9 protein-coding genes are annotated in these 14334 nt (G+C 36.4%); 2 read left to right on the top strand and 7 right to left on the bottom strand.

The features are described 5' to 3' along the window. Positions 1–207 precede the first annotated feature (207 nt). The 5 genes from IE051_RS11010 to IE051_RS10990 all read right to left on the bottom strand — a co-directional run bounded on the left by IE051_RS11010 (position 208) and on the right by IE051_RS10990 (position 9618). Positions 208–2001, bottom strand: a complete 1794-nt coding sequence (locus IE051_RS11010; RefSeq protein ID WP_189360827.1) for an arylsulfatase — start codon at positions 1999–2001, stop codon at positions 208–210. Positions 2002–2019: 18 nt separating this feature from the next. After that, on the bottom strand, positions 2020–3180 hold the full coding sequence (locus tag IE051_RS11005; protein WP_189360826.1) for a mandelate racemase/muconate lactonizing enzyme family protein: 1161 nt from the start codon (positions 3178–3180) through the stop codon (positions 2020–2022). A gap of 8 nt (positions 3181–3188) precedes the next feature. After that, positions 3189–4481: an MFS transporter gene (locus IE051_RS11000; protein ID WP_189360825.1), complete on the bottom strand. Its 1293-nt coding sequence runs from the start codon at positions 4479–4481 to the stop codon at positions 3189–3191. Between the two features lie 140 nt (positions 4482–4621). After that, positions 4622–6376, bottom strand: a complete 1755-nt coding sequence (locus IE051_RS10995) for a RagB/SusD family nutrient uptake outer membrane protein (RefSeq protein ID WP_189360824.1) — start codon at positions 6374–6376, stop codon at positions 4622–4624. A 35-nt stretch (positions 6377–6411) separates the two neighbouring features. After that, the gene (locus IE051_RS10990; protein WP_189360823.1) at positions 6412–9618 is read right to left on the bottom strand and encodes a SusC/RagA family TonB-linked outer membrane protein; all 3207 of its coding nucleotides are present in this window, start codon (positions 9616–9618) and stop codon (positions 6412–6414) included. Positions 9619–10624: 1006 nt separating this feature from the next. Between IE051_RS10990 and IE051_RS10985 the strand changes: the two genes are divergently transcribed. Continuing rightward, on the top strand, positions 10625–11083 hold the full coding sequence (locus IE051_RS10985; protein ID WP_189360822.1) for a (2Fe-2S)-binding protein: 459 nt from the start codon (positions 10625–10627) through the stop codon (positions 11081–11083). A gap of 2 nt (positions 11084–11085) precedes the next feature. Then, positions 11086–13272: a xanthine dehydrogenase family protein molybdopterin-binding subunit gene (locus IE051_RS10980; protein WP_189360821.1), complete on the top strand. Its 2187-nt coding sequence runs from the start codon at positions 11086–11088 to the stop codon at positions 13270–13272. A 332-nt stretch (positions 13273–13604) separates the two neighbouring features. Here IE051_RS10980 and IE051_RS10975 read toward each other — a convergent pair whose 3' ends face one another. Continuing rightward, positions 13605–14015: a c-type cytochrome gene (locus IE051_RS10975; RefSeq protein ID WP_189360820.1), complete on the bottom strand. Its 411-nt coding sequence runs from the start codon at positions 14013–14015 to the stop codon at positions 13605–13607. A 5-nt stretch (positions 14016–14020) separates the two neighbouring features. Next, entirely contained in the window at positions 14021–14323 is a 303-nt protein-coding gene (locus tag IE051_RS10970) for a hypothetical protein (RefSeq protein WP_189360819.1), read from the bottom strand. Between the last annotated feature and the right edge of the window lie 11 nt (positions 14324–14334).

Raw genomic sequence — 14334 nt, 5'->3', positions numbered from 1 at the left:
CTTTGGTTTGTTAAATAGAAATACTTCTTAAGTATTCAAACGCTTTTGGGCATTATGCACCTGTGATTTACAAAGTAAATAGAAATCGCTTTGCATTTAAGGACAAAATTTACCTTGTATTAACTTTATTTTACCTTTCTAATTTAGTGTTTATTTCATTTCGTTAGTGAGAGAAAATATGAATAAAAACGTTGGAGCGGTCTATTATTAATTTTGTTGTAATAGATGTACATCTACAAAATGTGGGCCAACGGCTAATCGTTCTTCTTTGATGTAGGCATGAAAATTACCTGCTCCTTCGGGCAGTTGAACATTTTTGAAAACAATATTTTTTTGCCCTACTTTAATAGGGTGAATGATATGAACATCTTTATATTTTAAATGTGCAGTACAATCTGATTTAATCTGGGGAAGATCAAAGGAAACATCATATAGCCCTTTTTCTGTGGTGACCTGCCAGTACCCTAATTGGTTGTCTTCAATCACTCGAGGGCCGCCGTAATCAAAACGAGAAATCACTCTTGGGCCTCCCCAATCAAAACGTGATAAATTCACATGAGGTTGGTTTTTAGTGCCTAAATAAATCCTTTGAACACCTTTAGCATCTCTTTCTTCGGTAACCTCATCAAACCAATTTTCATATCGGGCTAACATGGCATCTACAATCTCAGGATGTTTATTGGCTATGTTGATGCGTTCACTAGGATCATTTTCCACATCATAGAGTTCAAGGTTTTTTAAAACATTTTTAAGGACCTCATCTGTTGGTTGATGGACAATACCATGTGGGAAATTATGTGGACTTATTAATTTGTACTTTGGTGTTCTAACGGTGAAATGCATGTATTTAAATGGGGTAGGACCATAATGCATTTGTACAAAGTAATCCCGATTTTTAAGATTTTTTGGACTGTTTTTTGTCCAAAGCGGTAGAAGAGATTGGCCATCAATATGAATACCTTCTGGCGATTTTATCTGGGCCGCTTCAAGGAGTGTAGGGAACAGGTCTATGATGGCTCCCATTTCTGATGTTGGTTTTTCCTTGTTAATTGTTCCTGGCCATTGCACATAAAAGGGTACGCGAATACCTGCGTCATAAATACTGGTTTTAGTGCCTCTTAAATTTGCTACCCAACGCCCTGGATATGTGTCGTTTTTTGTTCTTCTTGTTCGGGGACCATTATCAGATAAAAAGATAACTATGGTGTTTTTTTCAATGCCAAGTCCTTTCAATTTATCAAGTACCCTACCTACATTATAATCAATATTGTCAATCATACCATAAGTCAGCGCGTTATCTTCGTGCAAGCCCATGTCGCGGTAAGGTTCTGCTCGTTTTTCAGGGACTTGAAGGGGGAAATGCGGTAAATTGGTAGCTAAGTATGTAAAGAACGGTTTGTCATCGGTACTGCTAATAAAATCTATTGCTGCCTCTGTGAAGATGTCATCGCAATAGCCTTCATATTTCTTAGAAACATTATTATGTTCTAAAATTGGATCAAAATAAGTATTTCCTGCAGGACCTGCGGCTTGACCTATACCACCGCCTTTATGAACAAGGGCTTCTTGGAAGCCTTGATCTGTTGGTCTCATAGGGGTGTTGTCACCTAAATGCCATTTTCCGAAAATCCCAGTTCTATACCCATTATCTCTTAAAACCTCTGCTAAGGTAATTTCTGAGGTATTCATAAAATGATCCACTTGTGTCACTGCGGTTACCCCAGTTCTGTAGGGGTATCTTCCAGTTAATAGTGCGGCGCGAGAGGCAGAGCAATTCGGGTAAGCAAAAAAATGTGTCATCTCAATACCTTGCTCGCCAATAGACTCCATGTGCGGGGTTTTTAAATATGGATTGTCGTGGGCACCAATATCACCATAACCTTGATCGTCGGACATCATTATAATAATATTTGGTTTAGGTTGTGCAATAGTATTTTGAAAATTCAAAAGGAAAACTACCAGAAGTAATCCATAGTTTATTTTGTTATTATTAAAAGTCATGCGTTTGTTTATTAATCATTACCAGTTTGTAAAAGAGCCATCTTTCCTTTTTAAGCGAGGTGTTTCAATAGGCGTAAAACCTTCTCTAATGGCGAGCTCTTCATTAAATTCTATTCCTAATCCAAGTGTGTCTGAAACCTTATACTTATTTCCTTCAAGTTGTGGTTGTAACGGGTAATAGTTAATATCGTCTAACCCCGGATTATCAATGGGAGTATGCAGTTCTTCCAGCCAAGTGAAGTTTGGACAGGCGGCTGCCACATGAATGGTAGCTGCTGTACAAATTGGACCTAATGGATTATGAGGTAGTAAATCTATATAATGGGCTTCAGCCATGCTTGCTACTTTCATGGATTCCGTAATACCGCCAACATTACAAACATCTATTCTAGCAAATTGCGTGATGTTTTTTTCAATATAAGGTAAGAATTGCCATTTACTTGCAAACTCTTCACCAATGGCAAAAGGAACATCAACCATTTTTCTTAATTCTTGATATACTTCAGGAGATTCATCTCTAATAGGTTCTTCAATAAAATCCAGAGTGCCTACAGGCATACGTTGTATAAAAGAAACTGTTTCTGGAACTGATAACCGATGATGATAATCTATGCCAATTGTGGGTTCAGAACCCACTTCTTTTCGCAGTGCTGTAATCCACTCGGCAATTTTAGTAATGGATTCACGAGGTTCAAAAACGGAACTGTATTTACCCTCAACATATTCGGCAGGTGCTAAGCGGAGCATACGCCAACCTGCTTTAATTAAAATTTTAGCGCGGTCTATAAGTTCTTCTTTTGAGCTAAACTTTAAGGAAGCAAAACATTCTATAAAATCACGCTGCTTACCACCTAATAGTTCATATACAGGTACCCCCAATGCCTTTCCTTTTAAATCATATAAAGCAATGTCTATGGCCGAAATGGCTGCTGTTAATACACGACCCCCCTCAAAGTATTGGCCTCTGTATAAATCTTGCCAAATGGCACCAATTTGTCTTGGGTCTTTCCCAACTAATAAAGGTCTATAATGGTCTATTGTGCCAATTACGGCAAGCTCACGACCAGTAAGGCCCGATGCTCCCCAACCGTAAACTCCGGTATTGGTTTCTATTTTGATATTTAATTGACTTCTACCAGCAATATTTACTGGAAATACTTTTACAGCTGTTATTTTCATAATTATTTTTAATCTTCTTTTAATTCAATACGTTTTACTTTTCCAACAACCAATAACAAGGATAGAAAACCTATGACAGTCAATGCACCAATAAAAAATAGGGCAAGACTAAAGTCTCCATCTTCCACTAAGACACCTATAAAGAAAGGTACAATGACAGCCGATAATCCGCCGATGAGATTAAACACACCTCCTACAAGTCCGATAATACGTTTGGGCGCTATTAAAGATACAAACACCCACATAATTGAAGCCAATCCATTACCAAAAAAGGCAATGGTTAAAAACAGAATAATAAGAAAAGTACTGTCTGTAAAGTTTGCGGCAATAATGATGGTTGACAAGGATAAGCCAATTAAAACAGGGGTTTTTCTTGCAAATTCTGGAGTTTTTCCTTTTTTGACGAAATAATCTGATGAAAAGCCCGCTAGAAGTACCCCACAAAAAGCTGCCAGAAAAGGGATGGATGCTAGAAACCCTGATTTTATAAAATCTAGTCTACGGTATTCCACCAAATAGGTAGGAAACCATGTTAAAAAAAAGATTGACATGGACCCCATACAAAATTGACCTAAATAAATGCCCCATAATTTTCTGTATTTGAAAGCTTCAAAAAAATCACTCCAATTAAATTTCTCCTTAGTTTTTTTTTGTTTTTTAGAAAAACCACCACCTGCTTTAATGAGGTTTAATTCTTCTTGACTTACAGTTTTATGTTGATCTGGGTCCCGATAAAAGGCGTACCATACAAAAGCCCAAATTATTCCAATAATTCCTGAGATGATTAAAAGGCCGCGCCAACCTACCTTGTCTTGAATTAAAGTCAATGCAGGGAATAGAAAAGCTAAACCAATAAATTGACCGGAAGTATAAATAGCAATTGCAGAGGCACGTTCTGTCTCTGGGAACCATTTGGTAACTATGGCGTTATTTGCGGGGTAGGAAGGGGCTTCAAACACCCCAATACTTGCTCTTAATCCTAGGAGTATTTTAAAAGAATTTACAAAACCTTGAAACAAGGTAGCTATGGACCATAAAAATAGCATGAAGGCGTATAGGAAACGCAGTCGTACTTTGTCAACAATAATGCCGCCGGGTATTTGTAATGCCGCATAAGCAATACCAAAAACTGAAAATATAGAGCCCATTTGTACGGTCGTTAAATCTAAAGATTCACTTATGGCAGAGGCTGCAACAGAAATATTGGTTCGGTCCAGATAATTTATTACCACAGTACCAAAAATGAGCGCCAGAATGTTGTAGCGTTTTTTAGTTGATTTTAATGTTTTAGAAAATGACATGTGTTGAAGAAGTTTGGTTATGTATCAATAGTCAATGTAAAACAGAAAGATGTTTACTGTAAAAAAAAAGCGCCGAAGATAAATCTCCGGCACTTTTCAAACTAACTACTAAATGATAAAACTATTATCCTTTATTGTGATTAATTGTATCCGAAATTTTGAGTTAAGCCTGGGCTAATTTCATTTTCATTTTCAGGTATTGGTAAGTAATACATTTTAGGAAACCATGGACGTACCACAACAGATACATTTTCGAATGGTACAGTGCCATCTATTTTTTTTGTGTATTTAAGTCCTCTAATGTCAAAACCTAGGTGGTCTTCGTTTAACCAGCGTCTTTCGTCAAAGAAGTTGTGACCTTCAAAACAAAGTTCAACTCTACGTTCTCTTTTAATACCTTCTTTTAAAGCTTCGCCGCCTGCAACAATATTTGGTTGTAAAGCTCTTCTAGAAACTTTATTTAAGAAATTCAAGGCAACGCCGTCTTGTTCAAGTTCAGCCATTGCTTCCGCATAGTTTAAATATATTTCAGCAAGACGGTATAAGATGTATGGTCTATCCGGTGATATTTCAGTAAGAACGCGTATGGACTCATCGTGAAATTTTCTAATATTATAACCTGTTTTAGAAGAATGTTGTGTGTTACCTCTTCCTTCAGGAGAATCTAAACCATGTCTAAAAGCTGGTCTATTTTCACCTGGAATGGTATCAGATAGTGCATAATCAACAGGGCGTCTTCTAAAAAGAGCGCCTTGGAAGGTGAGGTCTGCATAATATCTCATTTCTCTGTTCTCATGAGGATTGGCAGGTGTCACTCCTCCTGTAGTCGTACCATCAGCAAAGTTAAACTCTAAAGCAAAATCATGAGTTGGAGAACATAAGCCCCATCCTGTATATCCATTAGGAGATTGTGCCTGATCAGGTAATGAATTCACAGCACTAAATCCACCAGTACCAACCTCATAAATAGTAGAAGAATATGGTCTTGCGAATAAAATATTTTCATTAGGACTTAAAAATAATGATTGATATTCTGTAGCATCCGCAACTTGAATTAGGGCATCATCTCCTACAATATCAATAACTGCCTTTGCAGCATCAGCTGCGTCTTGCCATTTACTAGAAACTGGATAAGAGTATAATTCAATGTTTTCCGTTTGAGGCATTTTGCTTGGATCATGTAAGTCACTCGCCGCGTATAGCAAGGTACGTGATTTTACGGCCAAGGCTGCTAAACTTGTAGCTCTACCAAACTCTCCTGCAGGCCGCGTTTGCGGTAATATTTGTGCAGCAGCATCTAATTCACTAACAATAAAATTAACACAATCTTCATAACTATTTCTAGTAAAATCGTAATTACCATTAAGTTCATTAGGAGCTGTAAAGATAGGGACTCCGCCAAAAAACCTTAAAAGTTTACTATACAGATTAGCTCTCAAAAATCTGGCTTCGGCAATTAAAACTCGAGCTTTGTCTTCATCTTGACCTTGTGCAGGACTACCTTCTATTTTGCTTAAAAATTCATTGCATCCTTGTATATAGTAGAAGTAAGACTCCCATTTGCTTTGAAATACTAAACCAGGATTTCCTGGAGTCCAACCGGCATCTCTTAAGTTATAAACATCGTTCCTGTTTTGAAAATTAAATTTGGCTTCAAATGATGCACCTTCAAGGTTAACACGCTGTCCCCAAAACTCGTTTCTTCTTAAAGCCCAACTTTCAGTACTGTTGTATAACACCTGTACCAATGATTCAGCAGTATCGATTTGTGAATAAACTTCCTCTTCAGAAACAGCACCGTCTTGCTGTTTTGTATTTAAAATATCTTCATCGCAGCTTGCTAGAACAAAACAGGTAAGTAGCAAAGCCATAAAAGGTCTTCTTATATTTTTCATTTTTTTTCTTATTAAAATATATCTTTTCATCCTTATTAAAAATTTAGGTTTAATCCAACAGTAACACTTTTAAGGGAAGGATAAGCACTATTTCTAAAGTTGTTATATCCTGTTGCTTCTGGGTCTAATCCTAGATCATAAATATCAGAGAACATAGTAAGTAAATTAAAGCCTCTTGCAAATAACTTTAAGTCAGCAAACTTAAGAACGTCTCTAGAAATAGTATAACCGAGTTCAATTTCCTTTAATCTTACAAACGAGGCATCACGATAATAAAAATCGGCACCTTCAAAGCCACTATTTACACCTTGAGGACCAGTGTTTTGTTGACCGCTATACGTGTCTCCCTGACCAAAAGCTCTCGGGTATGAAGCATTTCTGTTATCAGGAGTCCATCGTTCATTAAAGACAAAATCAGGTTTTGTTCCAGATTGATCGAAAAACACTAAGGCAGACGCTTTTGCTTGACCTTGGAAAAGGAAGCTGAAGTTCCAGTTTTTCACATTAAGCCCTCCAAAAACACCGTATTGAATTTCAGGTATTGCGGATTCATCAATTCTAATTCTGTCATCTGCATCAATTGCTCCATCTCCATTGGTATCAACATAGTATGGCTCTCCTTCAACAGTTCCGTCTTTTTTAGCAGGAGCAGCATCTACCTGTGCTTGGTCCCTAAAAAGGCCATTGGTTGGGAAAACGATATAAGAATTAACTTGTTTACCTTTTCTTTTTCTGTAATCAGGAATGTTTTCTGATTCTCCTCCAAAATTTATTACTTCGTTTTGAGCGTTTGTAAAATTAGCACCTATGTTGTAATCAACAGATCCAATTTGATCGCGCCATGATAATTCAAACTCCCATCCATAGCTGTCAACTTCACCTAAGTTTTCATTCGGTAGGCCTGGTCGCGTAAGGCCTGTAACATCAGGAACTCCACTATTAGGTACTAAGATATCTGTTCTTTTTTGGTAGAAATAGTTGAGATCACCAGATAGTTTACTGTCAAAAAGAGTGAAGTTTAATCCTATATTCATCATATCTGCAGTTTCCCATGTTACATCTGGGTTTGGTGGAATACCTCTAGCGTAACCATCAGTTGGTGTTCCAGGTGTTCCAAATGTGTATCCATTAGGTAAGTACCAACCTTGATTTTGTGGGTTGGATGGGTAGCCAAAATCATAAGATCCTAGCCAAGAATATAAAGGAATTCGGTCATTACCCATTCTAGACCAAGATGATCTTAATTTTAAGGCATTAACCCATTCTACATTTTCCATGAAAGATTCTTTATCAATGGCCCAAGAAACCGCAACACCAGGGAATGTACCATATTGATAACCCTCCGCAAACCTATTGGAACCGTCTCGACGAATTGTTAGGTCCACAAAATATTTCTTATTGTAGTCATAGGACAAAGAACCAAAATAACTTTGGAAAGCAAAGTCAACAGCACTACCGCCATTCGTTTGACCTTCCGTTGGGCCTGCGTCAAGAACTTGTACTGTATCAAATTTAAATCCTTGTCTTCTACCAAAGAATGTGCTGTTTTTGGTAGTATTTTGTTCAACACCTGCAAAAGCACTAATATTATGATTTTCACCCAGGGTAGTCTTATAATGCAGTGTAGCATTTAATAAAGTCTGATTTGAAGTAAAATAGGTGTCAGAAAGAACACGATCTGCACTAGTTTGGAAACCTTGAGCAGGCACATATTCATCGTTAATTAATTGATAATATGTCCAAGGGGTATCCCAGTTTTTTGTTTCAGTACTATTTTTACCCACACTTGCATAACCTCTTAAACTAAGCCCTTTAATATGTCTGTTTAAATCCCAGTTAAAAGGAAACCTAGCTCTCACGTTTGTTCTATCTCTTCTAACAAACCCTGATTGTGTAGTTGACATGATATAAGGGTTTTGCCCGTTTTCACCACCAAAACCAGGTAATCCATTTGGATAAAGACCTACTTCATCAGGACGATTTGTGTAAATATGTTTGTATATAGTACCTCTATCAACCCCAGGTTCGTTTTGACGGCCAACTAATCCTGTAATATCAACACCAATTTTGAAATCTTCAAACATTCTAATATCAATGTTAGAACGCAGTTGGTATTGCTTGTAATTTAAATCACCAGAATGGTACATACCCGTTTGTGATAAGGCATCACCACTTACAAAATAGTTCACATTCTCACTACCTCCACTAATTGATAATGAATGTCTTGTTTCTGGTGCGGTACTAGAAAATGTTAAATCTGCCCATCTGGTATTTGGGTAATTTATTGGGTCACTACCGTCAGCAAATTTATTTATGTCATCCTGACTAAACGGTGGAGCTGTTCCGGCTCTTTCAGCAATCTCATTTTCATAAATAGCGTTTTGCTCTGAAGTCATTTGATTTGGAAAACGAGAAAAATCTGTTATCGAATATTGGGTTGAGAAACTAATTTTTGGTTTCCCAAGTTTACCCCTTCTTGTGGTAATTAAAATCACCCCGTTTGCCGCTCTTGTTCCATAAATAGCTGCAGCACCATCCTTTAAAACAGAAAGTGACTCAATGTCTTGAGGTGCTAATTGGTTGAATGATCCAGATGGAACTCCATCAATAAGGATAAGAGGCTGATTATTGTTTATGGTAGATACACCACGAATCAATAAAGTAATATCGGCATTATCGTTAGAACCAGGATATCCACCTCTATCTGCAACAATCAAACCTGATACTTTACCAGAAAGCGATTTAGCAACATCTTTGTTACCCGTTGTTTGAATAGCTTCTGCGCTTACTGTACTAACAGAACCAGTAACTTCACCTCGTTTTCTTGTGGTGTAACCTACTACAACCACTTCTTCTAAACCGGCGATATCAGCTTCTAGGACAACATTTAAAGTTGTATTGTTTCCAACAGTTATTTCTTGAGATTTATAACCGATATAAGAAAATACAAGAACAGAACTATTATCTGCTTCTATTGCAAAATTACCGTCAAAATCTGTTTGAGTACCAGTTGTAGTTCCTTTAATAATAATATTTACTCCTGGTAAAGGACCGTCTGCATCAGAAACAACACCAGTAATAATTTGTTGAACAGGGTTTTCTATTGCTAAACTTGTTCTTGTGTTGCTAGTTCCCGCATATACAGGAAGTGCTATTAAGTAAACCAGAAAAAGTTTAGCAACACATAGCGATTTTAAAGAAGTGAATCGCCATATTTCGTTATTTAAACATTTAATTCTCATATTTTTAATTTGTTAGAGTTAAAATCACCTAATTTTTAAGACAGGTGTGTTTTTAATTTTTAATTCATGTAAGACCATGAATTTAAGTAGTGAAGGGCTCTTTTTAATAGCTAACCCCTCATAGCTTTTCGTTTGTAAGTTTTGTGAGTTTTTTAAGTTTTGTATGTTTTTTTTAAGTCATGCAGTAAGGTTTAGTTAAGGTTAGTTTAGTTTACCAATGAATAAATAATTACGAACTGAAATCAACTCGCTTTTATGTTTTAAAAATTTGTGAACAAGATTAATCTTATATGGAAATTGCGAATACAATAAAAAAAATTAGTTCAATGCAAAGTAATGATAAGAACAGGCTGGATTATTTATGAAATTTACCTTTCAGTAACAATATTTTACCTCTTTTGATTTGTTTGCGCTGAATGTTTTTGTAATAAATTCATGTTTGTTAAAGGAGGTTTTGAGAAATAAAAATTCGCATAACACGTTGTTAAACAGGGTTTTGTGTTCTGTGTGTTTTAAATGAAGTAAAAAGCATAGGTATACCTGTTTTTTGGTTTTTTGAAACATGTTTCTTTTCGAGATGTGCTTTTTTCTGCATGGAATAGGTAAAATATTGTTACTGAAAGGTAAATTTAAAGAGTGTTGTGCAGATAGATTTTGATTGATTTGTAACATGCAACTAATGATAACTATACGATCTACTAGCCTGGACAATTTTGTACAACTTGCAAAAGGAACAATTCAAAATTCAAACCAAACCAGAATCTTATTAAATGGCGTAAATGCTTTTTAGGTAGTAACTATTCTAGACATGATATTGGCAGCGTAGAAACCAGTATATAACAATGGCTTTTACAAGAAAAGTAAAAATAGACCTTGTGGAACTAGCCGATATAGTTTTGGGAAAACTAAGGGATAAATTTTTTAGGCATAATATAGGAATTAAGCATGTCTTAATAATTCACCTAAAAACAGAAGGAGATATTGATTTTCTTAAAATGATATTACTATGATTACTTTAAAAATTAATGGAAAAGAACATGAGGTGGATGTAGATCCTACGATGCCTTTACTTTGGGTAATACGCGATATAATTGGCTATACCGGAACCAAATTTGGCTGCGGGAAAGGATTATGCGGTGCTTGTATGGTGTTGATGGATGGTAATGCAGTTAATTCTTGCCAAATGCCTGTTTCTGCTATGGAAGGAAAAGAAATAATAACGATTGAAGGAAAAACTGAAAACCTTCAGGCGCTTCAGAAATCTTGGGCAGAGTTCAATGTCCCTCAATGCGGTTTTTGTCAATCTGGACAATTGATTACAGCAACCTCTATGTTAAATAATAATCCAAATCCAAGTGAGGCGGAGATTAATGGGAATATGTCTCGCAATATTTGTAGATGTGGTACATATACTAGAATTAAAGGAGCCATTAAACATTGTGTTGAACAAAAAAATAAAAGTTAATCATGGAGCAAATTAAAAATATAAGCAGAAGAGGTTTTCTTAAAGGTATTGGGTTAGCTTCGGGAGGATTGATTTTAGCGTCTACCGTGTATTCATTTACAAGTTTTGATTCTGAGGAAGAAATTAGTTCAGAATTTAATCCTAATTTATTTGTTCAATTAAACGCTGATGGAACTCTAATATTAGTGGCATCTCGTTCTGAAATGGGACAGGGGGTTCGTACCTCTTTAACATCGGTTATAGCCGATGAAATGGAGGCTGATTGGGATAAAGTCATGGTTAAGCAGGCTACCGGAGATTCCAAATATGGAAATCAAAACACCGATGGGTCTAAAAGTGTAAGGCTCTTATTTCAAAAAATGAGGCAAATGGGGGCTACTGTAAAAACGGTCCTCATTACTGCGGCAGCTAAATCTTGGAGTGTTCCAGCAGCTGAATGTAAGGCAGAAAATCATTTTATAATTCATACAAGCGGTAAGAAGATAGGTTTTGGTGATTTAGTGGATCTTGCTAAAGATCTTGAGGTGCCTGAAAAAGTAGCGTTAAAATCACCTAAGGATTTTAAGTATATAGGAAAAACATTGCCTAGTATTGATGTAGTCAATTTATCCAATGGATCAGCAGTATTTGGCTTAGATAAGCGCATACCAGATATGAAATATGCGGCAATAAAACATTGCCCAGTTGCCCATGGAACGGTTAAGTCTTTTGATAAAGCAGCAGCTCTCAAGATACAAGGCGTAATTGAAGTTGTTGAGGTGCCTAAAATAAACAAGGCCTTTGGGCCTTTGGGAGGAATTGCGGTCATAGCAACAAATACTTGGGCGGCATTCAAGGGCAGAGATGCCTTAGCAGTGGAATGGGAAAATGGTACAAATGCTTCATATAATTCAGAAAATTATATGGAAACCATTACAGCGAACGTTCATAAGCCAGGTCATGTAGAAAAAAGTGTTGGTAGCGTTGATGATGCTTTCTCCAGTGCTAATAAGTCGATTGAAGCTACTTATCAGTTACCGCATTTAGCACATGCACCAATGGAGGTTCCTAATGCTGTAGTTTCTGTTAGTGGGGATACGTGCGAAGTTTGGGCTCCAGTACAATCGCCGCAAGCAGCTAGAAGAGAAGTTGCTAACTTTTTAAATACAGATCAATCAAATGTAACTATAAACGTAACCTTTTTAGGAGGTGGATTTGGTAGAAAAGCAAAGCCAGATTTTGTGGTTGAAGCAACAGCCATTTCAAAAGCCATTGGAGGCCCTGTTCAAGTAGTTTGGTCTCGTGAAGATGATATCCAGCATAGCTACTATCATACGGTTTCGGCTCAATATATGAAAGGTGCTTTAGACTCAAACGGAAATGTTTCTGGTTGGCTGCATCGTTTTGCTTTCCCAACTATAGGATCCACATTTAAAGCAGGAAGCAATTTGCCACAAGCATGGGAAGCGAGGAGTGCGAAAGATGTACCCTATGATATTCCTAATATGCAAATTGAAACAGGAAAAGCAGATGCGCATGTTAGAATAGGCTGGTTGCGTTCAGTGATTAATATTCCTCATGGGTTTGCCATTAACGTTTTTGCAGATGAACTTGCTCACGAAGCAGGTAAAGACCCCTTAGATTTTAGATTAGACTTAATAGGGAAAGATCGCCTTCAAGAGACCAAAGATGCGTATAAATACGACACCGCCAAATTAAAGCATGTTTTAAAAACAGCGGCGAAAAATGCGGGCTATGGTAAGCCATTACCCGAAGGTCATGAAATAGGACTTGCAGTTCATTATAGTTTTTACTCGCATATTGCTGCTGCAGTTGAGGTTTCTGTTAAAGATGGCCAATTGAAAGTGCATCGCGTTCATATGGTTGTGAATTGTGGCACTGCTATTAATAAAGATACTATTAAAGCTCAGATGGAAGGGTCAGTAATCTTTGGAATGTCTCTAGCGTTCTATGGAAAAATAACCGCTAAAGATGGGGTGATTGAGCAAAGTAATTTTCATAATTATCAAATGCTGAGAATAAAGGATGCGCCAGAGATTCATGTTGAAATTGTTGAGAGTAATGACAAGCCAACTGGGGTAGGAGAACCAGGTGTTCCTGTAATAGCGCCTGCAATAGTTAATGCAATTTTTAAGGTTACAGGTAAACGTTATAGAAGTTTACCTTTATCTGATCATGGTTTGGTTTAATAAATAAAGGCAATATGGAAAGAAGAGATGTGAGAAAAAGACATGATGATAGTATTAGTTAGTATAGTACTTTCAAGTGTATCGTGTAAAAAGAATAAGGAACCTGTATAGTAGGCTGAAGGAGTATCTGTTATCAAGACAGTTGACATTGTTAAATTAACTTGTCAATTCCCAAAAGAGATTGTCTTCCATAAAAACAGAGAATAGTGTGTTAGAATATAAAAAAATAATAGCGTAGGACTAAACATTGATTAATAGCTGAATCAATAAACGGGGTTAAAATCATTTTTTAACCCCGTTTTGTTTTGTTTAGAAACTAATTCAATTTAGTTTTATTTTCTCAAATCCGCTACGAGCTCCGGTTCTATTGGCTTGCCTTGGTTACCCCAATTGTTTCTAATATAGTTAGATACATCTGCAATTTCTTTATCAGTTAAGGAATTAAATGGAACCATAGCACCGTAGTAAGTAATACCATTTACTGTTATTTCTCCATTTAAACCCTCTAGAATTGTTGTTATGCTACGATTAATGTCTTCCATTAAATAATCAGATTTTGCTAAAGGAGAAAAAGCGCCAGTCATGCCTTTACCATCAGGCATATGACAAGCTACACAGTTTTGCATATAGATTTTTTTACCTCTCTTTATACTTTCTTCTACAATATTTTGACTCACCACATTAAAAGAAATACTAGTTAGAACTAAAAAAAAGATGGTTTTAATATGTTTCGTTTTTTGCATAATATTTATAATGAATTAAAAGAGTACCCTTTGAACTCTCCTTCAACTAGACCTGCTACTTTTAGCTTATAATTGAAATCGTAGAAAGAATTTGAATCTCCAAACAGTCTTACAAGCTTTGGAATGCCAGCGTAGGAATTTAATTTTTGCTTTTCTAACAAAAATCCATAGGTCCATATATAACCTGAATAGTCAAAGGTTTTTTGTTTTTTTTGGGGAGAAATAGTCGCATTGATACCTGCTTTTACCGGAGGGCATGCAGGGGCCGTAATAAATAGGCTAAGAGTTAATGTTATAATATATTTCATTTAATTACAAA

Origin of the sequence: Algibacter mikhailovii, from assembly GCF_014651495.1 — a bacterium.
In the GTDB taxonomy this organism is placed as follows: domain Bacteria; phylum Bacteroidota; class Bacteroidia; order Flavobacteriales; family Flavobacteriaceae; genus Algibacter_E; species Algibacter_E mikhailovii.
Note: the sequence above shows the minus strand (reverse complement) of the source record. Positions and strands in the feature narration are given on the sequence as shown.